At 45.3% G+C, this 22,960-nt stretch carries 19 protein-coding genes; 10 read left to right on the forward strand and 9 right to left on the reverse strand.

Annotated features, from left to right (window positions below; translation table 11 throughout):
• Positions 1-189: hypothetical protein (locus tag B153_RS38220; protein WP_425423145.1), on the reverse strand; the 189-nt coding region annotated here is incomplete at its 3' end.
• 266 nt (positions 190-455) lie between these two features.
• Between B153_RS38220 and B153_RS0111985 the strand changes: the two genes are divergently transcribed.
• On the forward strand, positions 456-1,130 hold the full coding sequence (locus B153_RS0111985) for a tetratricopeptide repeat protein (protein ID WP_211221668.1): 675 nt from the start codon (positions 456-458) through the stop codon (positions 1,128-1,130).
• On the forward strand, positions 1,127-2,473 hold the full coding sequence (locus B153_RS0111990; protein WP_020596953.1) for a DUF58 domain-containing protein: 1,347 nt from the start codon (positions 1,127-1,129) through the stop codon (positions 2,471-2,473). Before B153_RS0111985 ends, B153_RS0111990 begins: the two co-directional genes overlap by 4 nt.
• Positions 2,474-2,498: 25 nt before the next feature.
• On the opposite strand, the gene B153_RS0111995 is transcribed toward B153_RS0111990, so the two are convergent.
• From B153_RS0111995 to B153_RS0112010, 4 genes are all read right to left on the reverse strand, one after another.
• Positions 2,499-2,720, reverse strand: coding sequence for a hypothetical protein (locus tag B153_RS0111995; protein WP_020596954.1), 222 nt, complete (start codon positions 2,718-2,720; stop codon positions 2,499-2,501).
• Between the two features lie 3 nt (positions 2,721-2,723).
• Positions 2,724-2,951 carry a hypothetical protein gene (locus tag B153_RS0112000; protein WP_020596955.1) on the reverse strand — a complete coding sequence of 76 codons (228 nt, stop codon included), beginning with the start codon at positions 2,949-2,951 and terminating at the stop codon, positions 2,724-2,726.
• A 124-nt stretch (positions 2,952-3,075) separates the two neighbouring features.
• Complete coding sequence (gene tatC / locus B153_RS0112005) at positions 3,076-3,933, reverse strand: twin-arginine translocase subunit TatC (RefSeq protein ID WP_020596956.1); 858 nt, start codon at positions 3,931-3,933, stop codon at positions 3,076-3,078.
• Between the two features lie 92 nt (positions 3,934-4,025).
• Complete coding sequence (locus B153_RS0112010) at positions 4,026-5,315, reverse strand: serine hydroxymethyltransferase (RefSeq protein ID WP_020596957.1); 1,290 nt, start codon at positions 5,313-5,315, stop codon at positions 4,026-4,028.
• 298 nt (positions 5,316-5,613) lie between these two features.
• On the opposite strand from B153_RS0112010, the gene B153_RS0112015 reads away from it, so the two are divergent.
• The 3 genes from B153_RS0112015 (at position 5,614) to B153_RS0112025 (ending at position 9,141) form a co-directional block, all read left to right on the forward strand.
• A complete protein-coding gene (locus B153_RS0112015) occupies positions 5,614-5,910 on the forward strand; it encodes a YXWGXW repeat-containing protein (protein ID WP_020596958.1) in 297 nt (98 codons plus the stop codon).
• A gap of 154 nt (positions 5,911-6,064) precedes the next feature.
• Positions 6,065-6,898 carry a phytanoyl-CoA dioxygenase family protein gene (locus tag B153_RS0112020; protein ID WP_020596959.1) on the forward strand — a complete coding sequence of 278 codons (834 nt, stop codon included), beginning with the start codon at positions 6,065-6,067 and terminating at the stop codon, positions 6,896-6,898.
• 146 nt (positions 6,899-7,044) lie between these two features.
• Positions 7,045-9,141 carry a cytochrome c biogenesis protein CcdA gene (locus tag B153_RS0112025; RefSeq protein WP_026262099.1) on the forward strand — a complete coding sequence of 699 codons (2,097 nt, stop codon included), beginning with the start codon at positions 7,045-7,047 and terminating at the stop codon, positions 9,139-9,141.
• A 32-nt stretch (positions 9,142-9,173) separates the two neighbouring features.
• Here the strand turns inward: B153_RS0112025 and B153_RS0112030 are convergent, their stop codons facing one another.
• The 4 genes from B153_RS0112030 to secA all read right to left on the reverse strand — a co-directional run bounded on the left by B153_RS0112030 (position 9,174) and on the right by secA (position 16,008).
• The gene (locus B153_RS0112030) at positions 9,174-10,112 is read right to left on the reverse strand and encodes a 3-oxoacyl-ACP synthase III family protein (protein WP_020596961.1); all 939 of its coding nucleotides are present in this window, start codon (positions 10,110-10,112) and stop codon (positions 9,174-9,176) included.
• Positions 10,113-10,261: 149 nt separating this feature from the next.
• Positions 10,262-11,380: a glycosyltransferase gene (locus tag B153_RS0112035; RefSeq protein ID WP_020596962.1), complete on the reverse strand. Its 1,119-nt coding sequence runs from the start codon at positions 11,378-11,380 to the stop codon at positions 10,262-10,264.
• Entirely contained in the window at positions 11,377-12,588 is a 1,212-nt protein-coding gene (locus tag B153_RS0112040) for a hypothetical protein (protein WP_020596963.1), read from the reverse strand. Before B153_RS0112040 ends, B153_RS0112035 begins: the two co-directional genes overlap by 4 nt.
• A 24-nt stretch (positions 12,589-12,612) precedes the next feature.
• Complete coding sequence (gene secA, locus B153_RS0112045) at positions 12,613-16,008, reverse strand: preprotein translocase subunit SecA (protein ID WP_020596964.1); 3,396 nt, start codon at positions 16,006-16,008, stop codon at positions 12,613-12,615.
• Between the two features lie 214 nt (positions 16,009-16,222).
• Between secA and B153_RS0112050 the strand changes: the two genes are divergently transcribed.
• From B153_RS0112050 to B153_RS0112070, 5 genes are all read left to right on the forward strand, one after another.
• Positions 16,223-18,610 (forward strand): SLBB domain-containing protein, encoded by a 2,388-nt coding sequence (locus B153_RS0112050; RefSeq protein WP_020596965.1) that lies wholly within the window; start codon positions 16,223-16,225, stop codon positions 18,608-18,610.
• 20 nt (positions 18,611-18,630) lie between these two features.
• Positions 18,631-19,722, forward strand: a complete 1,092-nt coding sequence (locus B153_RS0112055) for a hypothetical protein (protein WP_020596966.1) — start codon at positions 18,631-18,633, stop codon at positions 19,720-19,722.
• A complete protein-coding gene (locus B153_RS0112060; protein ID WP_020596967.1) occupies positions 19,719-20,672 on the forward strand; it encodes a GDP-mannose 4,6-dehydratase in 954 nt (317 codons plus the stop codon). Before B153_RS0112055 ends, B153_RS0112060 begins: the two co-directional genes overlap by 4 nt.
• Positions 20,673-20,683: 11 nt before the next feature.
• On the forward strand, positions 20,684-21,538 hold the full coding sequence (locus tag B153_RS0112065) for an FkbM family methyltransferase (protein WP_020596968.1): 855 nt from the start codon (positions 20,684-20,686) through the stop codon (positions 21,536-21,538).
• A gap of 72 nt (positions 21,539-21,610) precedes the next feature.
• Complete coding sequence (locus B153_RS0112070) at positions 21,611-22,951, forward strand: oligosaccharide flippase family protein (RefSeq protein ID WP_020596969.1); 1,341 nt, start codon at positions 21,611-21,613, stop codon at positions 22,949-22,951.
• The last annotated feature ends 9 nt before the right edge of the window (positions 22,952-22,960 follow it).

Raw genomic sequence — 22,960 nt, forward strand, 5'->3', positions numbered from 1 at the left:
GAAGCAAGTGGCAAAGTGTCGGCGAAAAGTAAGTTCAGTAAATCGGGAGTAGCGAGCCAGATTTTCAAACGTAGCCCGTCCCTGTCTGCCTAATAAGACAGAGAAGAGTTCAGTTAGAAAAGTGCGCTGATGCTTGTTCACGTTGAAAAGTTTAGCCAATATTGGCTTGAGAATCGCTTCGATGCTCATGGGTCGTAGGGAATGAAATGGGGATTTCAAGCTTACGACCCTTTTTGCTTTTGGCCAAATCAAGCCCTAAAACTGCTCACAGTGTTAATAACTGAGATTTTTCCATGAAAGTAATGGTAGTCTTACTGGTTAGCTTGAGTTCGCTGATGGCTTTCGCTCAGGACAAGCAATCGTTTCAATGGATGGCTGCTACATTAGCCAGCAATAGCCGCTACAATACACCTGTGCCCTGGGAAGGCAGTAAACGATTGCAGGATTGGCTGACTATGGCTGTTTTAGCAGCTAAGGATAGCCTTAAAAGAGCAGAGCTTTTGGAAGGAAAAGCATTAAGTTCGTTAAAACTAGGTAATTACGATCAGGCATTTTCTGATTATGAAAAAGCGGCATTACTTAACCCCAAAAGCCAGGGGCGGATAGGATGGCGCTATTTGTTTTTCCTGCGAGATTATAAGCGAGCTTGCAACTATTTGGAAGCTTTTGATGCTCAGACCCCAGGACTCGATGACCCGATTGATGATTATTCCGTAAATTACCTGAAAGGACGAGCCTATGTTGGGCTTAAACAATACAAACAGGCTATTGACGCTTATACGGTAGCTATTCATAACCGAGAAGCACGCAACGGACTAGAATGGGTCGATTACCGCTATTTAGTGGCTCGGGCTGTTTCTTACCTGGCCGTCCAGCAACCAGAAAAGGCATTATATGACTTAGATAATGCCCTGAAAAATAATCCGAAAAGCGCTATGGCTCATTATCATCGTGGTTGTGCACTCCAGCAACTTAACCGAACCAAAGAAGCCCTTACAGCTTTTCGGGATGCCTTATTTTTTGTGCAGACTCAACCGTTTGAACGTGATTTTTATTACGAACAGCCCGATGCTGCTTACGAAGGCCAAATTGAAGCTGCTATTCAAAAACTTAAACCCTTGAGCCGTTGAAACTGATCCGCGCCCTGTTTATCGCCAACCGACTCTGGTTTAGTTTGATTGCTATTGTTCTGCTGTTTGTAGCGGCTTATGCCTTTCCGATTTTGTTTCCTTTGATGCAGATCGTGTTTGCGGTGTTTATGCTGCTGATCGGTATGGATATGTGGTTGTTGTTCCGGCCTAAAAACGCCTTTTTTGCCCGTCGTGAATTGCCGGAACGCTTATCGAATGGCGATGAAAACCCACTGACGATTTACCTCGAAAATCGGTATACGTTTCGGACTGATGTGGAAGTGATCGATGAAATTCCGTTTCAGTTTCAACGGCGCGATGTACTATTTCGCGCCCGCCTGAATCCCCGCGAAACGCAGGCGATCCGTTATGAACTTCGTCCAACACGCCGGGGCGAGTATAGTTTTGGGGCTGTCAATGTATTTGTTCTATCACCTTTAGGGCTGTTGAAACGGCGGTATCAGTTTGAGCAGGGAAAGATGATTGCCGTGTATCCGTCGTTTTTACAGATGCGCCAGTACGAACTCCTGGCTGCTACCAACCGACTCACGGAAGTGGGCGTTAAGCGGATTCGGCGTATTGGCCACAGTATGGAATTTGAGCAGGTGCGTCCGTATTCTACCGGCGATGACGTTCGGACCATAAACTGGAAAGCTACCTCCCGTCGGAGCGATCCGCAGGGCACTGCGCTGATGATCAACGCCTTTCAGGATGAGCGATCACAGCCGATATATTGCTTGATCGATAAGGGCCGGGTCATGCAGTCGCCGTTTGAAGGATTAACCCTTCTCGATTATGCCATCAATGCCAGCTTAGTATTGAGCAATATTGCGCTGATGAAGCAGGATCGAGCTGGTATTCTGACGTTTTCCGATCATATCGGCCAGCTCTTACCTGCCGACCGCCGGTCGGGGCAGATGCTGAAAATTCTGGAATTACTGTATCGGCAGAAGACCCGTTTTCTGGAAACCGATTACGAAAACCTTTATGCGAGCGTTCGGGCGCACATACGGCAACGGAGTCTGCTGCTGCTGTTCACTAATTTTGAAACCGTAAGCGGCATGCATCGGCAGTTGCCGTATTTGCGTCGATTAGCCAAGGACCACCTGCTTCTGGTTATTTTCTTTGAAAATACCGAACTCCGAACGTTACTTACTGAACCGGCCGCCGATACAGAGGCTATTTATCTCAAAACGATTGGCGAGAAGTTTACTTATGAAAAACGTCAGATCGTGAAGGAACTGGGTCAGTACGGTATTCAGACAATTCTGACAGCACCGCAAAACCTGACGGCTACTACCATAAATAAGTATCTGGAACTGAAGGCAAGAGGTATGATTTAAGCGTTGAAACCAGGTTATATGGCTTTCAGTTGTCGCTGAAACTACCTTTCACCGATTCATAATCAGACTTTAGCCGACCCATTTCTTTGGTCAGAAACGTCTGTAGCTGGCGATTGAAATCTGCTTTTTCATCATCGGGCAGTGAAGCGTACAAGTCTTTCAACTCCTGATTGATGGCGGCTCGTTCGGCATCATTAGCCGCGTTGATGGAGCGATAATGGTATTTTCGAAAATCGTATTGAGGCATAATTTATTCGTCAGGCAAGTTTGCAAAAATTTCGCTGAGTGGGATTTGAAAGCCATTCATATCGACGACTTGTTCGGGCAGAGAATACGCTGTTTCGAGCCAGGCGTTGGGCTGCTTAGTTTGGCGGCAAACAATACCTTCTTTGGCCGAAGGCTCTACGAACACTAATTCCTGAAGGGTTTCCATTAGCAACGAGTTCACCACGTCCAAGTGCTTCGATCTGATCGTCATTCAGTCGTATTTTCTTTACAACCTGCGTACATTTTTGGCGTTTAGGTAAAGATACGAGAATCGCTGGAACGTAAAAAAAGCCCTTTTCTACAGAAAGGGCTTTTTTTACGTTCGTAAGAACTGTTTAGGACTGCATCAACTCTTTACGGTCTTCTTCGCGCATACGCTGAACTCTGCCTGAAACCACAATACTTATTTCATACAAAAGAGCGAGTGGAAGGGCAACCAGCACCTGGCTGTAAATATCGGGTGAGGGGGTAATAACACCTGCTACCACCAGAATCACAATCCAGGCATGCTTACGATACTCGCGCATGAAGGCGGGGGTCAGTACGCCTACTTTCGACAGAACGAAGGCTATAATCGGCATCTGGAAGATAAGTCCGCAGCCTAAAGCCAGGGTTACTATAACCGAGATATATGACGTAATGTCAATGTTGTTTTCAATCTTGCTGGAGAGCGTATAATTGACTAGGAAGTTGATAGCCAGTGGAGAAACGATAAAGTATCCAAATAGAACTCCCAGCGCAAACAGCAACGATACGTAGAAAACGGCCCCTCTGGCGGCCCGTCTCTCTACCGGACGAAGACCCGGTTTTATAAAGCGCCAAAGCTCCCAGAACGCATACGGGAAGGTAAAACTCAACCCAACAAAAAAGGATGATGTAAGCGACATCGTGAACTGGTCTGATAAACCCAGTGCCTGCAACTTGAACGTCAGAGTTTTAACGCACAGATCGGCATAGCCCGTAATATCAGCCAGTTTACACATCTGTCGGTACGTCCAGAAGTCCGTTTTGGCAGGCCCCAGCAACACATATTCAAAAATATCGTCGATGAAAATAAAGGCCGTAATCGTAAAAACCAGAATGGCTGCGGCCGAGCGGATAATGTGCCAGCGCAGTTCTTCCAGATGATCCAGAAAGGACATTTCCTTACCTTCAGAATCAATCTCTTCGTCAGTCAGTTGGTCGAGTGGCATTGTTTTAATTGCGAATGATTGAATGATTGAATGATAGAATAAATAAACAACTCAATAGCTATTGATTCATTCTATCATTCAATCATTCACAATTAACTTTTATAGAGCGGAAATGCTTTCATCCACTCGTTGATTTCTTCTTTAACGGTAGCTAGAACCGAATCGTTATCATGGTTCATCAGCACCTTGTCGATATATACGACAATTTGCTCCATGTCCGATTCTTTCAGGCCGCGTGTGGTCATGGCTGCCGTTCCGACGCGCATTCCCGACGTTACCATCGGTGATTTATCATCGAACGGAACCATATTTTTATTAATCGTAATATCGGCTTTGATCAGGGTATTTTCTGCCAGTTTACCCGTCAGTCCTTTCGAGCGTAAGTCAATCAGCATCAGGTGGTTGTCGGTGCCGCCCGAAATGATTTGATACCCACGGCTCAGGAAGGCCGCTGCCATCGCCTGCGCGTTGGCTTTCACCTGAACAGCATAATCGTAGAAGTCGTCGCTCAACGCTTCACCAAACGCAACGGCTTTGGCCGCAATGATGTGTTCCAAGGGGCCACCCTGCGTGCCAGGGAATACACCTGAATCGAGTAGGGATGACATTAAGCGGGTTTCGCCTTTCGGGGTTTTTATACCAAATGGATTTTCGAAGTCGTTCCGCATCATGATAATACCCCCACGAGTACCTCGTAAGGTTTTGTGGGTTGTCGTGGTTACGATGTGCGCATATGCCAGGGGATCGTTCAAAAGCCCTTTGGCAATCAGACCAGCGGGGTGCGACACATCGGCCAGCAGCAGAGCTCCTACTTCATCGGCAATAGCACGCAGACGGGCATAGTCCCAATCCCGGCTGTAGGCCGAAGCACCACAGATGAGTACTTTAGGGCGTTCGCGTTTAGCGGTTTCTTCGACTACGTCATAATTGATAACGCCAGTTTCCTGCTCAACGCCGTAGAAGGTCGGCCGAAAATATTTACCCGAAATATTTACGGGCGAACCGTGGGTGAGGTGCCCCCCGTGCGAGAGATTAAAGCCCAGAATGGTATCGCCGGGTTGGAGGCAGGCCAGAAAAACAGCCGTGTTGGCGTTGGCACCCGAATGGGGCTGTACATTTACCCAGGTTGCGCCGAATAATTCTTTGGCGCGGTCAATGGCAATTTGCTCAATCTGGTCAACTACTTCGCATCCGCCATAATACCGTTTTCCGGGTAAGCCTTCGGCGTATTTATTGGTGAGAACACTTCCAGCCGCTTCCATGACAGCGGGCGACACAAAGTTTTCAGAAGCAATCAATTCAATACCCGATTCCTGCCGGTGCTGTTCTTTGGCAATCAGATCAAACACCTGCGTATCGCGGGTGGTGGTAGCGGTTGTCATCAGAATGATCGATTTATTGTGTTGGTTATCTGCTGGTTCGATCTTATAAAAACAGTACTTGTCAATGGGCGAACAGCCAGATAGTTATACAGCAAAGGTACGGCGGAAAATGGTGAAATAAGGAAGAATTTCCTGACAAAACCAACAAAACCATTCTGGCTATTGTGGGAATGAGTTTTGTTTTTGATTAAACCTTTTAGTCAACTTATAATCTGATTAAAAAGAACAACGAGTACAAACACTACGTAGTTAGTTTTCATTGGTAGTGTAACGTTATATAATTCAAGTATTTAACGCTATGAAAACGAAAAAGAATGTATTGGCAGTAGTAAGTTTTGTTTGTCTGGCGCTGGTTTCGGCCTGTACCGCCACAACCACTGTGCAGGGCCCTCCGGCTGCCCGCGTCGAAAGGATTCCACCTCCACCTTCGGTCCGACATGTTTGGGTGCCAGGCCACTATGTGCGTCGGGGGCGGGATTACCGCTGGGTAGGGGGCTCGTATCGGCTAGCGCCCGGACGGTACACCGCCTGGTCGCCGGGACATTGGCAACAAACTCGTCGTGGTCCGGTTTGGGTAGAAGGGCATTGGCAGTGATTAATGATTGATGATAATGTATAAGGTTAGACTTCCCGAATGTTCAAACGTTCGGGAAGTTTTGTTTTGACAAAAATGGGGTCGCTGGCCTTACGCCAGAATGGTAGACATGATTCAATTTTGCCTTATGGATTCAACTTGTTTTGCTAAACCTATGGAATCACTGGCCGATAAATCTCTTTTGCTGAACGAACTCGATCAGCCGTACGCAGTTAGCCCGGAAGCCGTCGAATTTTACCGTAAAAACGGGTATGTAAAGCTGAAGCATGTGTTGAGCCCGGCTGTTCTGGACTATTATGGAGCCATTATCACCGATTTGGTCTTTCGGCTCAACACGCTAATTAAACCTATGGAAGAGCGCACAACCTACGAGCGGGCGTTTCTGCAAATCATGAACCTCTGGCGCGAAGATGACCAGGCCAGAGAGTTCGTTTTTTCCAAACGGCTGGCTAAAATCGCTGCTGACCTGATGGAAGTAGAGGGTGTACGGCTTTATCATGACCAGGCTTTATACAAGGAGCCATCGGGGGGCATTACACCCTGGCATGCCGATCAGTTTTACTGGCCGCTGGCATCACCCAAAACAGTTACCGTCTGGATTCCTTTTCAGGAGACGCCTATGGAAATGGGGCCGCTTGCTTTTGCCGAAGGAAGTCAGCACGTTGAAATTGGCCGTGATATTGAAATTAGCGATGAAAGCGAACAGGTGCTGGCCGATGAACTACAGCGACAGAATTTCAGCATGAACGATACCCCATTTGAACTGGGCGAAGTTAGCTACCATGCTGGCTGGACATTTCATCGGGCTGGGCCGAATCGATCCGATCGTCCTCGAAAAGTGATGACTATGATTTATATGGACAAGGATCAGATCATCAGCCAGCCACGAAATCACTATCAGGTTGCCGACCATACTACCTGGCTGGCTAGCTTACCGATCGGCAGTAAACCCCAGGACGACATGAACCCCATACTGTATAGTCGATAGCTTATACGTAATTCAGGCATACTATATAGTCGTTGATCGAGGTGAAAAGAGCAAAATCACTGTCGATTAACGACTATTCTTATTTAATGGAAATATTTTTGCAGTATTTCTGTTCTAAAAAAGAACCATTATTTACCCGGAGTGGTATGAAATCTATTCTTACGCTTGTGGTGGGCCTATTGCTTCCCCTGGCTACATTCGCTCAATTACTTAAGCCAGTTACCTGGACCTATAAAGCCACGAAGTCATCGGCCAAAGTAGGCGACGTTGTTGAGCTTCGATTTACGGCAGCCATTAAAGATGGCTATCATATTTATTCGTCAGATGTAAATCCCAAGGTGGAGGGGCCTTTGCCAACGGAATTTAAGTTTACGCCCAACAAAACCTATGAGTTGGTTGGGAAAGTGAAACCGATCAGTAAAGTCGAAACCAAATACGAAGAAGTATTTGAGGGCGATACCTACCTGATGCATGGTATGGCGCAGTTTTCGCAACGGGTGCGGGTTTTAGCCGAAAAACCAGTTATCGAAGGCACGGTCAGTTTTCAGTCCTGTACCGATAAAGATGGCCAATGTATTCCGGGCGATGACAGCTTTTCCTTTACAGGAATACAGGTTACTGCCAGCCCTGCCAGTACATCAACTGCGGTAGCCGAAACGCCTAAATCGGGTTCTGTGGCTACAGCGCCAACGAATGAGACGGCTGCGGTAGCTACCGCTCCGGCTTCGACGACGGTTGTGGCAGGAGCGCCAACGTTGCCAGCGCAGACCACCGATCTGGCTCCAAAGGCAGACCTTTCATTGGCTGAGCCCAAGTCGGCATCCAGTGAATCGTTGGGAGGGTTTCTGGTAGCGGCTTTCCTGTCGGGTTTAGTGGCCCTGCTCACGCCCTGCGTATTCCCTATTATTCCGGCTACGGTTAGCTTTTTTACCAATCAAAAAGGGGGGCAGTGGAAAGCATTGTTGTATGGAGCCTTTATTGTTGGCATTTACGTGCTCGTTGGTACGGTGGTGTCGCGATTCAACGGCCCGGCTTTTGCCAACTTTGTCAGTACGCATTGGGTTCCGAATGTGTTGTTTTTTGCCATCTTCTTCATTTTTGGCCTGTCGTTTCTGGGCCTGTTTGAAATTGTATTGCCTAACTCACTGATCAATGCGTCGGATGCGAAGTCGGAGCAGGGCGGAATTCTGGGCGTGTTCTTTATGGCGTTTACATTGGTGCTGGTTTCCTTCTCCTGTACGGGTCCCATAGTTGGTAGTTTGCTGGTGGCATCGGCTGGGGGAGAGGTTGTAAAACCAATTCTGGGCATGGCCGCTTTCTCGTCGGCGTTTGCAGTACCTTTCACGTTGTTTGCTGCCTTTCCACAGTGGCTGAAGAACTTACCCCGTTCGGGTGGATGGCTCAACTCAGTAAAGGTTGTGCTGGGCTTTCTGGAACTTGCTCTGGCGCTTAAGTTTCTGAGCGTAGCCGACCAGGTATACCACTGGCATTTGCTGGATCGCGAGGTATTCCTGTCAATATGGATTGTGATTTTCTCCCTGATCGGTTTTTATTTCCTCGGCAAGCTTCGGTTGCCCCACGATAGTGAAGTGAAAGTTATTAGTGTTCAGAAGCTATTGCTCGCTATTATAACTTTTTCATTTGTAGTATATATGATTCCAGGGTTATGGGGAGCCCCTTTAAAAGCGCTTTCCGGGTATCTGCCTCCTGAAACCTCGCAGGACTTTAATCTGCATGGGCAACGATCAGCGAGCAACGGGCCAACTGGGGGTAGTATTACAGAGAATGTGAAATATGCCGACCTGTTTCACCTGCCACACGGTTTGCAAGGCTTTTTCGACTATAAACAAGCTCTGGCGTATGCCAAAAAGGTAAACAAGCCTGTTTTTATCGACTTTACCGGGCATGGTTGTGTCAACTGTCGCGAAATGGAAGCCCGTGTCTGGTCGGATCCAGCCGTTTTATCTCGGTTGCAAAATGATTTTGTGATGCTGGCCCTGTATGTCGACGACAAAACCGAACTGCCGGAGTCGGAGTGGTATACGTCAACGTATGATCAGAAGGTTAAGAAGACGATTGGCGCTCAGAATGCGGATTTGCAAATCATAAAATACAACAACAACGCGCAACCGCATTACTGCCTGGTCAACAGCGAAGGTAAATTGCTGGTGCCGCCTAAGAATTACGACCGCGACGTGGCCAACTTTGTCGCGTTTCTGGATTCGGGTAAAGCAAAATTTTAACAGAACGCGGCCCTCTCAGAGGGCCGCGCTACTTATACTTCGACCAGCATGGCCCCGTAGGAGTAGCCTCCACCAAATACGGTGACGACAATGTGTTGGCCTTTTTGGAAAGTATTCCACTGTTCCGAAAGCGCTATAGCACAACCCGCACAGCCTGTGTTGCCATAATGCTGGATGTTGGAAATCAATTTCTCTTCAGGTAAGCCAAGCGTATTCATGACATTGCGGGAAATGCGCAGATTAGCCTGATGAGGCAGTATATAATCGACATCAGCCAGGGTAAGTCCGCAACGCTCCAGCACCTGTAGGCTGGCTTTGGGCATATACTGGCAGGCATTAATAAATACATCGCGCCCGTGAGGCATTGTAACCCCCCCATCGGCTGGGCGCATCATTACACCCGTAGTCGCTTTGGGCGTATGAGCCGCTCCGCCAGTCAGTAAGGCTTTAATCGAGAAATCGGCCTCGCTTTGTCGCTCCTTAGTAATTAACAAAGCGGCCGCACCATCACCCCATAAATGCCCCGAAATCGTATCCTGTTCGTTGTAGTAGAGCGTGTTGTGCTCTGCCACAATCACTAAGGCACGAGTAGCTTTGTTCAGCGCAAAATAGCCTTCAACAACTTCAATGGCATTGAGTAATGATGAACAGGCTGTCGATACGGAAATAACCGGAATGTCGGCAATTCCCAGATAATGCTGAGCTTCGTGAGCGAGCGAAACGATGGTATCGTAAGGTGTATACGTAGCACCTACAATTAAATCGATAGTCGAGAGATCGGTTTTTTCCTGAAGTCGTTTTACGACTTCGATGGTCATCGTATTGGTATTTTCACCGGGAGCAGCTTTACGTCGCTCCCTGATTCCGGTACGTTCAATAATCCAGTCGCTGGATAATCCGTTGAGCTGGGTAAAGTGTTCGTTGCCAACTACCTCTGTTGGAAGGTAATGGCTTACTGCATGTATATACATTAGGCCAAATAAGTTGGGCTATGCGAAGATAACCCTTAATTAACGTCTAAAGTTAAATCCTTCCGGGAAAACGTAGTATTCCACATTGGAACAATACCATAAAGTATTCGATATGTCCTGTTAATTGGTTAAATAAATCATATTGACTGCTATCTGAGGACTAGCTCATAAAAACTAAGTAGCTTTTTAGCTTCCTGGGTCCAGCTAAAATACTGCTCGACCGCTTCACGCCCTCGTTGGCCCATGGACCGGGCTTCGTCGGGATGCTCGATCAAATACCTGAGTGCATCGGTAATTTGAGCCGGATCGTTTGGGGATACACACAAACCACATCGGTGCCGTTCAACGACCTGTTTGTAAAGTGGAAAGTTGGAGGTGACAACAGGCAGACCCAGCGCCATGTACTCAAATAATTTGGTTGTATACGAATCGGGATAATCGCCTACAGGTTTTAGTAGGGCTAGACCGGCAGTGGCTCCGGCAGCATATCGGAAGGCTTCTCGCTGATCGGTGTAGCCATAGAATTGTAGATTCGTTTTTACATTGTCGAATTGGGGAAGTCTGGCCAGATCATCATCGGTAAACGTTCGATTCCCAAACAAATGCACGACAAACTCGGGATAACTGGTTTTTAGCTGAACCAATGCATCGACCAGGGTATCGAAAGCCCGTTCGAAACTAAGTAAGCCAATGTAAAAAAAAGAAGGCTGTTTGGGGTGGGGTCGATACGGCGCCCGAAACGGCTCCAGAAAGCTGGGTAATGGGTAGTTGTAAATCACCTCATAGGGTTTGGTCAAGCGCGTGTACGTACTCAGATAAGCATGTTCCGTGAAAATCAGATAGCAATGCTTACGCGCAAACTGGTCGATTTTGTAAAAGGCTTTTTCCAGCAAGCGCCCCCGATTGAGGGTTTTAAAGTGCATTTTCTTGTACAGATTTTCCTGCACTTCATAAATCACTTTAGCGCCTAAAAGCTGAAAGACAAAAGCAAATGGCAAAAATTCGGGTACATACACGTGCACCAGTTTCGGACGAATCCATAACCCTCGGAGCAAAGCATAGGGACTGGCAAATAAGGCTCGCCAGATTACGCGACTGAAGTATGGCAAACGAATAAACTGGATGGTGCCAGACCGGGTAGTGTCGGCGCGGGGTAATGCACAATAGACGTCATACAGTTCGGCCAGGGCAGGGCATTGTTTGAAAACGATTCGGGGGTCCTGAGCGGGGTGTGCTGTACTAATGTGCAAAACACGGATTTTCTTCATTTAATAACCCCCAAACTTCGTAGTTCGGCATCTATCTTTTGGTTCCAGCGTTCCTGAGCCGCCTGATTGATGCTATGATTGGTTTCGTCGTCGTACTGGGTCTGCATTTTGTTCAGTTCCCTGAACGACTCAATAAACTTGTATTGGGCAATGCTGTTGTAATCTTCCAGGGTGAGGCTATCGGCCACTAACTTACGTTTGAATCGCTCCACAATAATTTTGGTAATGTCGAAGTGGCGTTGTTCGTGATTGAGCGAATAGGCATTACGGGCATCACTCCGGCCCCACGATGAGGTTTTCAGCATATAGGCTTTCGCTACCAGATTCAGCGTGATGATTCCATCTTTTACCGAGCTTTTACCTTCATACGAAAAACTGGTAAATACTTCGGCCGCGTAATGGCTCCCCTTACGCGGCTCGGCTTTAAAATCGTTCCAGGTTAGCTTACGAGCGGTGTTGTAGCGCACGGTATCATCATCGGTAATTCGGGTATCGTCGATAAAATTGACGCGCAGAGTTTTCGCTAGTTTCTCATTCTGGTTACTCTCCCGATTCATGTATTCGTTGAACCGACGAAGGGCAGCTACCAGCGTCTGCCGTATCGACGACTCAATGATGGCTGTCTGGCCCATTGGGCGTACATACTTCGTACCGCCCCGGTAATCCATCAGGTGCGTAAGGGTTTCGGTGCCATTGTCATCCTTGCCAAGAAGTTCGAAATCAACATCGAACGAAAATTGCCCGTTGACCCGGTTGCCACTGGCTGTTTCGAGTACCTTACACTCCCGTATCCGTAGCCCGATCGGGCGTAAGGCTTTATTCTGCTTCAGGCTTTGGTTGATGAAGGATTGAAAACTGCCCGCCATACCCCCTTCCAGATCGACAGGTAAGGGTGGTTGATTCAGGTTCAGGGCTAACCGGGCAATCGGGCCCCGGTCTGAGCGCTGATCAATCACTCTGGCGATATAAAATTCTTTTGGAACAATCGGTAACGATTCTGTTTGCAGCCTGATCGGGTCGACCTGGGGTGAAAAAGACAGGAGTCCAGTAAAAAGTAAGGCAAAAAAGATGTAACGCATGCTGTACCAATAACGATTCTGTTTACCGGAAAGTGTCTGCAAACCGCCTTTTACCTGTTCATAAAGTGTGCCGGAAATCGAAAAATGAGCCATTAAAAATGCCCGCCAAACACAGGGGTCGACGGGCATTTTACTGACTAATTGCAGACGGGTTTAGTCGATGAGCATGGCTTTGCCACTGATCACATCGTTCTCGACGGTTTTAAACTTCACATCCCGTTTTACCGAGCCATCTGCATACTGTACGTTTACACGGGCATTCCGATCAAGCTTAGCTACTCGTACTGGCGCCTGCCGCTGAGCAGGCATAGGCGGAGCGCCTGCACCCATCGCATCGTTTTCGGCCATACGACGTGCATACTCTTCCGGGCCGGTGGCCAGGTGATCGTCGCTGAAGTCCTGTGCATTCGTTTGCAGCTTTGGCTGCGGCTGTGGGCGGTGTTGAGCGGGCGCCTGGCGGATTTCCTGCTGCACTTCTTCTGGCTCCTGGGCTGGAATATCGGCCTTGGTCAGGAAGCTAATCGTGTCGAAATTGACTTTATTGAGGAATCGCTTAAATAGCTCTACCGATTCAAACTTATACACCAGCAAGGGGTCTTTCTGCTCAAAAACGGCATTTTGTACCGATTGCTTAAGATCGTCCATTTCACGCAGGTGCTCTTTCCACTCTTGGTCAATGACCGATAGCGTGACTGCTTTCTCCATTTCTGTCACGATTTCACGAGCGCCCGAGTCGACCGCTTTGCGCAGGTCAGACACGACGGTCAACTCATGGATACCATCGGAGAACGGCACTACGATGTTTTTGATCTGATGCCCCTGCTCATTCAATACTTGAGTCAGAATGGGTAATGCTTTTTCGGCAATGGCCTGATTTTTGGCCTGATAATGCGCTTCAGCTTCTTCGTATATACGGCGAGTCAGATCAGGTTTCTTCAGACGGTTAAACTCTTCATTGCTCAGCTCGGGCGAGAAACCCAGCGTAGTCAGTAACTGAAGTTTAATCTCCTCATAGTTACCTTCAGAGTTATTAACCACCTCCTCAACCACATCGTACATGGTGTTGGCAATATCCAGCGGTAAACGGTCACCAAATAGGGCATTCCGACGGCGCTTGTAGATTGCCTCCCGCTGATAGTTCATCACGTCATCGTACTCAAGCAGCCGTTTCCGAATCCCGAAGTTGTTTTCTTCCACTTTCTTCTGCGCCCGTTCGATGGATTTGGTAATCATCGAGTGCTGAATGACTTCACCCTCTTCCAGCCCCATACGGTCCATAACCTTTGCAATCCGTTCGGAACCGAACAAACGCATCAGGCTATCTTCCAGCGAAACAAAGAACTGCGACGTACCCGGATCGCCCTGACGACCCGAACGCCCACGCAGCTGACGGTCGACCCGACGCGATTCATGGCGCTCGGTACCGATAATAGCCAAGCCTCCGGCTGCCCGTGATTCGGGGGTTAGTTTAATATCCGTACCCCGACCCGCCATGTTCGTCGCAATGGTAACCGTACCCGGTAAACCTGCCGTAGCAACAATTTCGGCTTCGCGCTGGTGATACTTAGCATTCAGAACCTGGTGCTGAATCTTGCGGAGCGTAAGTAAACGGCTGAGCAATTCAGAGTTTTCGACCGAAGTCGTACCGACCAGGACCGGACGACCCTTTTCGACCAGACTGGTAATTTCGTCAACGACGGCATTGTATTTTTCACGAACCGAACGGTACACTTTATCTTCTTCATCCTTCCGGCTAATGGCGCGGTTAGTAGGAATCACTACTACGTCCATTTTGTAAATCTGCCAGAATTCAGAGGCTTCCGTTTCGGCCGTACCTGTCATACCTGCCCGCTTATGGTACATGCGGAAATAGTTCTGGAGCGTAACGGTGGCGTAGGTTTGGGTAGCATCTTCTACCTTAACGTTCTCTTTTGCTTCAACAGCCTGGTGCAAGCCATCTGACCACCGCCGACCTTCCATAATCCGGCCCGTTTGCTCATCCACAATCTTTACCTTTCCGTCCATAATGACGTATTCAGTATCCCGTTCGAACAGACAGTATGCTTTCAGAAGCTGATTGACGGTGTTGATCCGTTGGGTCTTAACGGAGTAATCACGGATAACGGCTTCCTTATGAAGTAATTTCTCCTGCTCCGAAAAATCAGCATCTTTATCAATCGCGTTCAGATCAATTGATAGGTCGGGTAGGATAAAGAAGTTTGGATCTTCGCCCGAGCCGGTAATGTAGTCAATCCCCTTTTCGGTAAGATCAATGCTGTTGTGCCGCTCATCAATGGTGAAATAAAGAGGAGCATCGGCCTCAGGCATTAACTTCTGGTTTTCGGCCAGATAAATTGCCTCCGTTTTCTGAAGCAGCGCTTTATTGCCGGTTTCACTCAAAAACTTGATCAGTGGCTTGTGCTTAGGTAACCCCCGATGTGCCCGGAATAGCGATAGCCCTCCTTCTTTTTCATCGCCAGCAGCAATTTTCCGCTTGGCATCATTCAGAAAGTCGTATACTAATTTCCGTTGTGCTTCGACCACACGAGCTACCCGGGGTTTTAATTCGATATAATCCTGCTCATCACCACGCGGAACCGGGCCACTAATAATCAACGGGGTCCGGGCATCATCGATCAGGACGGAGTCCACCTCATCGACCATGGCGTAGTGGTGTTTGCGTTGAACCAGTTCGCCTGTTTCGCGCGCCATATTGTCGCGGAGGTAATCGAAGCCGAATTCATTGTTCGTGCCGTATGTAATATCTGCCAGGTAAGCTTGCTTGCGCTGTTCGGAGTTCGGCTGGTGTTTATCAATACAGTCGACGCGTAAGCCATGAAATTCAAACAGGGGCCCCATCCATTCGGAGTCACGCTTGGCCAGATAGTCATTGACCGTTACGATATGAACTCCCTGACCAGCCAGACCATTCAGAAAGGCTGGGAACGTAGCTACGAGAGTCTTTCCTTCACCAGTTGCCATTTCAGCAATTTTGCCCTGGTGTAGCACAACCCCCCCAATGATTTGAACATCGTAATGCACCATATCCCATTTAATGGGTGATCCGGCCGCATCCCAGCGATTGGCCCAGTGAGCCAAATCACCATCGATGACTACGTTTTTCTTTCGGGTAGCCAGTTCACGGTCCAAGTCGGTAGCCGTAACGGTAAGTTGTTCATTTTCGGTAAATCGACGGGCTGTTTCTTTGACAACCGCAAAAGCGCGAGGGAGAATATCCAGCAGAACGCGTTCCAGTTCAGTATTCCGTTCAGCTTCGAGCTTATCAATCCGGTTGAAGAGCTGCTCTTTGTCGTTGACGTCGATTTCTGGGTTCCCTGCCTGTTCTTTAAGCTCGGTGAGTTGATTATCAATATCCGCTAACTCATCAGAGATCTGAGCTTTAAGAGAGGCCGAAACCTGCCGCAATTCATCATTGGACAGATCTTTTAACCGGGCAAATTCGGTATTTACCTTTTCCACATAAGGGAGCAATTCTTTAATGTCCCGCTGGGATTTGGTACCGAAAAGTTTCGCTATGAGGTTAATCATTTTGCTAGTCGTTAGTCGTCAGCCGTTAGTCGACAGGAGATAAGTCAAGGACAAACGACTATCGACTGACGGCTTTTTTTCTACAAATTTAGTGCATTAACGTGGGACTACAAGGTAAGACCATGTTGCACAGACACCTTATTATAAGGGAATGATGATTTGAAAGGAATCTATTACTTTTGCAGTTCAATTTTCGGCCCAACAGCCACTGTTCATGCATACTAAGGACAAATTGTCACGTTTTCCTCATCGTATTAACCTGTTCCATGCTGTTGTCCTGCTATTTTTACTGACAGGATCGTACGAAATCTTCGCTCAGAATCCTCGCTCGCGGGTCGATCAGCTAACGGATGATGAAGTAGAAAGTTTTTATCGACGCGCCCAGGCTAGTGGCCTTTCAGAAGCACAGATTGAGCAGGCTGCCATGTCGCAGGGCTATACGCTGGACGATATTGCCAAGATGCGGAAGCGTATTGACGCGATCCGTACCAAAACATCCGGTGCTTTAAGTTTAACCTCCGTTGATTCAAAAACAACGGGCCGGACCCTTCCTTCAGACCTTTCCCGTCGATCAGACTCTTTATTCGTAACGCGTAAAGATACCAGCCGAAAACTGCGCGTATTCGGGGCTGCCTTGTTCGAGAACGCCAATTTATCATTTGAACCCAATTTACGTATTGCCACACCCCGTAATTATGTAGTTGGCCCTGACGACGAAATTCGCATCGACATTGCCGGCGCATCGACAGGCGAGTTCCTCTTAAAAGTTAGCCCGGACGGGACTGTGAAGGTGCCTAATCTGGCTCCCATTTTTGTAAGTGGATTGACTATTGAGCAGGCTGAGCAGCGTATCATTGCCCGATTACGGCAGGGAGGCTATCAGGGTTTAGGCACACCGGGTAGTAATACGACGGCCAACCTTACCCTGACAAATATTCGTAGTATTCGGGTCACATTGGTTGGTGAGGTAGTCCGACCTGGTACTTATACGATTTCCTCTCTCGGCTCAGCATTTAATGCGCTGTATTTAGCAGGAGGGCCAAATCCAGAAACAGGGTCGTTTCGTAAGATTAGCGTGATTCGTGGTAATCGAGTTGTGCGGACAATTGATTTATATGATTTTATTCTGCGGGCCGATCAGCGCGACAATATTCAGTTGCGGGATCAGGACGTCATTCGGGTAGCTGATTACGAAACGCGTGTTGAACTGACGGGGCAAGTTCGTCGCCCGGCTATTTTTGAAGTATTGCCTGGAGAAACCCTTCAAACGCTTCTAAGTTTTGCCGGAGGCTTTGCCGACGATGCGTATCGGGCTGCGATTACGCTTCGGCGCAATACCAACCGTGAGCGACGAATTGTTACCATTACAGAAGATCAAATTAAGAATTTCATCCCACAGAAAGGGGACAAATATGAGGTTGGAAAGATTCTGGAACGGTATGAGAATCGAGTTCAGGTAGCGGGTGCTGTCATGCGTCCCGGTGATTATGCACTTGAGCCCGGTTTAGAAACCGTTCGTCAACTGATCAATCGGGCAGATGGTCTCCGTAAGGATGCGTTTACGAACCGCGCTTCGATTATTCGTGAACGCCCCGATATGGATCGGGAGAATCTATCATTTGACCTGGGCAAGCTGATGCGTGGCGAAATTGCGGATATTCCTCTGATGCGGCAAGATAGCTTAACGGTCTTATCCATTCGGGATTTGCGCGAACCGTATTACGTTACCATTGAAGGTGCTGTCAATAAGCCAGATACAGTTGAATATGTCTTGAACATGAGTGTAGCTGACCTAATTGCGCAGGCAGGTGGTTTCCAGGAAGGAGCTAAACCCAATCTGATCGAAGTCGCTCGACGGATCAGGCAGGATTCAGCTGGAATCAGTACGACATTACAGGAAATTCATCGATTTTCGATAGATCGTAACTTGCAGATTACCGCTTTAGAAGGTACCTCTCCTGAATTCAGACTTCGTCCATTCGATATTGTTTATGTTCGTACCTCTGTGAATTATGAATCCCAGCAGCAGGTGTATATTTTTGGGGAGGTCATGCAGCCAGGTAATTACTCTATTTTTAGCCGGGCTGAGCGTATTAGTGACGTAATAAAGAGAGCAGGGGGGCTAAAACCGCAGGCTTATCTGCCGGGAGCACAGTTTAGACGAAAAGGTAGAATTATTGCGAATGATTTGAGCAATATTCTGGCGAGTTCTGGAATTGAAGAAAATCTGCTGGTTCAGGATGGCGACTCATTGTATATACCTCAAAGACAGGAAGTTGTTGCTGTTCAGGGGGCTGTTCTGAATCCAGGTGTTGTTAGCTATAAAGCAGATTATGGGTTTAACGATTATGTAAGCGAAGCGGGAGGGTTTACCGATAATGCGAGAAAGGGGAAGTCTTACATCGTTTATCCGAATGGTCGTAAAAACCGCACACACCATTTTCTTTTTATTACATCTCGCCCTAAAGTTTATCCCGGCTCAACAGTTGTAATACCCTTTAAGCCGCTGGATAATAATAAATTAAGTGTTGCAGAGCGACTTGGTATACTATCCCTATTAACTACCGTATCAATTGCGCTTGTTAATTTATTACTACGTTAAGCGTCTCTTTTTACCACATTATGTCACATACAGAGATAAAAAGAACACGAAACCAAGAAGAGGAAGAAGGTATTGAAATTCGACTAAGTGATATCAAATATATACTAAAGAGAAGTCGAAAGAGTATACTATACTGGGGGTTAGGCTTTTTTTGTGTTGGTTTTTTATATGCATTTTCTCAAAAAAATGAATATACCGCTGTTGTAAAAATAATGCCTGAGCTTAAGTCTGCAGCGAGTGGTTTGGGCGACTTAAGATCTCTTGCTAGTTTGGCGGGTGTTAGCTTGGGTGGAGCTAATGGAACATCAGAGGCCATTCGGCCAGATTTATATCCCGACGTAATTCAAAGTGTTCCATTTAGTTTGTATTTACTTAACCAGCCAGTTATATCTAATTCTGCTAAAACAACACAGACGCTTCAAACGTATCTAACAGAACCTTCCGGGGAAGGTATTACTGGCGTCCTTCAAAGTCTATTTGGTGGAAATAATAAAGGAGAAGAGGTATTAAGCGATAAAAAATCGCCTGACTTACAATTGACATTGAAGCAGGAACAACTTTGTAGATTAATAAACACGCAAGTTGTTGCTGAAATGGATAAAAAATCGGGTATTATAACAATTACTTGCCGGATGCCCGATCCTAAAGTTTCGGCAACTGTTGCCCGTTTGACGTTAAATTATTTAACAACATACGTTACCAATTATCGCACAGGAAAAGCACGTCAGCAGGTCGATTTTTTAACTGAACAAGTTAATAACTCTCGTCGTCGGTATCAGGAAGCTGAAAATTTACTATCTGCCTATCGAGATCGAAATAGAAATCTATTTTTAAATACGGCAAAAATAGAAGAACAAAGACTACAGGCTGACTATATATTAGCTCAAAGTGTTTACAGCGAATTGGCAAAGCAACTTGAACAGGCTCGTATTAAAGTTCAGGAAGAGTCACCAGTCTTTCAAGTTCTTGAACCCCCCAGGGTTCCATTGCGAAAGAGCGGTCCGAAAAGGATGACCCTTATTATTGGGTTTACTATCTTTGGGATAGTTGTTGGTCTTGCTGCTTTTTTAGTGCGTTATTTTATTCCAGGCAGTTTAAAGAAAGCTAAATGAAGACGGCATTAGTTTGTGGTGTATCTGGTCAGGATGGAGCTTATTTAGCAAAATTATTACTGGATAAAGGGTATAAGGTTTATGGTGGGTCGCGGGATGCTCAAATGTCGACATTTAGAAACCTAAACCGTTTAGGTATTCAGCAAGATGTTCATTTAGTTTCGATAAACATTCATGATTTTAGGAGCGTACTCCAGAGCTTATTAAAAATAAGGCCTGATGAAGTATATAATCTGGCTGGCCAAAGCTCAGTTGGTTTATCTTTCGATCAGCCTGTAGAAACTTTAGAAAGCATCAGTGTAGGAACATTAAATCTACTTGAAAGTATTCGATTTAGCGAGCTGCCTATTCGATTCTATAATGCAGGTTCCAGCGAGTGTTTTGGCGATACTGGAGCTACAGCAGCAGATGAAAATACACCTTTTCGTCCGCGGAGTCCATATGGTGTAGCTAAAGCCGCGGCATTCTGGCAAGTTGCCAATTACCGCGAAGCTTATCAGTTGCATGCCAGTACAGGAATATTGTTTAATCATGAATCACCGTTACGCCCTGAACGATTTGTAACCCAAAAGATAGTGTCAACAGCAAGACGTATTGCCAATGGTAGTCAAGAGAAACTAACATTAGGCAATATAGACATCGCTAGAGACTGGGGCTGGGCTCCTGATTATATTGAAGCGATGTGGCTTATGCTTCAGCAGGATCAAGCTGATGATTATGTTATAGCTACGGGCCAAACAAATAAATTGCGAGACTTTATTGATGTAGTTTTTGGAACGTTAGGCTTGCAATGGGAGGATCATGTACGTTCCGACTCAACGTTGTTTCGTCCTACAGATATTGCTGAAGGACATGCTAACCCTCAGAAAGCACTTCGAAACCTCAATTGGGAAGCCAAGCATAAGATGGAAGAAGTAGCAAAATTAATGGTTACAATGAGTAAGTCCTAAACCAATAATATATGATACTTCGTATTGTAAATGGTATAAACTATTTACTAAAAGAGACTTATTACCATTTTTTCGAGGTTAAAATAGACAAAAGCTCTTTAGCTTACAAGAAATGGGCTTTTACCAGGCTATTAAAAATTATTTCCAGGAAAACGTCCGATCTGGAGGGTTTTCTATTGCCAGTTGATACATATATAACAAATAGATATGGGAAGTTTTTTATCCCTAAAATGTCTGATTATATTATTACGGTCAGCCCTGTGGCTGAAGCTAATTTATTGAAATATTTTACCTTGCCTGAGCATGGCACGTTTTTAGATATTGGAGCAAATGCAGGAAAATATAGCATTATAATAGCCCAAAAATACCCCAAAGTAAAAGTATTTAGTTTTGAGCCTGCGCCCAAAACCTATTCTGTACTGGTCGAGAATATTAAAATTAATCGCCTGGAAGAACGGGCAAAATCATACAATATAGGTCTTTCAGATAATGAGGGTACTATACAGTTTGCTACTAGTTCAACTTATACGGGTGTTAGCCATATTATCGATACATCTACTGGTCAATACGATCGATTTGATTATAATCATGTAAATATTTCTATTAATAAATTAGATAACATAATTGCAACAGAAAAGATAGATGTTGATACTATTTTCTTAGTAAAAATTGACGTAGAAGGTCATGAAATTAATGCCCTGAAAGGCTCAATAAATACCTTAAATAGCATGCCTAAATCTGCTAAAGTTATTATTGAGGTACATCCGGATGAGGAGCGTATAAGTAAAGTGTATGAAATATTAAACAAGTGTGGGTTTTCTGGTATACAAATTGATAAAGAGAATTACATATTTACTAAAAATTAATTGCTATTTATAAATGGGAAAAAGTCATATACCTAAGGGTTTTTTAATTATTTAAGCTTTTTTTTTGTAATTATGACTTCATTAAAGTCTGTATTAGATAGAATCAAGAACAGAAACCTTTTTCAAAACTATTCTGAAGGGGATATAATTAAACTTAGCAAAAATATTTTTTTTTCTGGTTCTAGCCAGCTGATAACTCTTATCTCTCCATTACTAATAACGCCTTATTTAATTAGAATACTTGGAATTGATTTGTTCGGTGTAACTGTGATGGCGCAAGGTATAATGATGTACTTTAGCTATTTAGTAGATTACAGCTTCAACATCGATGCTACTCAGGAAGCTTCTATTAAGAGAGATAATGTTTATGAGCTAACAAAATTATATAATGATGTAACTTGGACACGTGTATTTCTATTATTAACCAGTGCAATATTACTCTTTTGTTTTTCTTTTACTATTCCACTATTTATAAAGTATAGATCGCTTTTTTTTATATCTTTTACGATAACAATTGGTAAAACAATGATACCTCAGTGGCTCTTAGTTGGTACTGAGCATATGAAAGAAATGGCTTTTGTCAATACTATTAGTAAAGTTATCGTCTATATAAGCATATTCTTGATTATACACTCGGCTAAGGATTTTTTATATGTAAATTTTATTTGGGGACTAGGAGATATAATCATAGCGCCATTTATTTACTTATTTATAAAATCAAAATTACAAATTAGAACTCTGCCAATTTCATCTGTTAATATTATTAAACATAAACTACTTAATGGTTGGCCATTGTTTATTAGTAATTCAATGAATGGGTTATATATATATTCAAATATAACAATATTAAGTGCTTTTTCAACTCCTTACCTTATAGGATCTTACGCCGTAGCAGAGAAAGTAATGTTACTAATTAAACAAATTGCGGGCATAATATTTCAAGCTACTTATCCATATGCCTGTAAGCTTAGTGAAGTATCAAGTGATAGTTTAAAAAGATTTCTAAGAAATGAAATTTACATATTTGCGGCTTTATTTACACTTATAGGCTTGTTTGTTCTTTTCCTAGCTGATTATATAGTCTACTTTTTTGTAGGCAATTACGATCATAATGCAATTCTTTTGCTAAAATTATTAGCCTTTGTACCTTTAATTGTTAGCCTAAATATGTCAGCTTCACAAATGATGCTTATAAGTGGTATACGAAAGCAATATGCGAAGATTGTTACATCTGTAGGTATTTTAAACGTAACGGCTAATTTTGCTTTAGCCCCATTTTTTGGGCCTTTCGGAACAGTCGCTGCGATAATACTAACAGAAACGGTTAGTACTTTTACTCTTCATTTGACTCTTTTTAAATATTACCCGAACTTAAGGATATTCAATTTGAATCGTTTAGTTCCGAATCGTTGAGGAGAGCGC

The sequence above is a fragment of the Spirosoma panaciterrae DSM 21099 genome, from assembly GCF_000374025.1.
Taxonomy (GTDB): Bacteria; Bacteroidota; Bacteroidia; order Cytophagales; family Spirosomataceae; genus Spirosoma; species Spirosoma panaciterrae.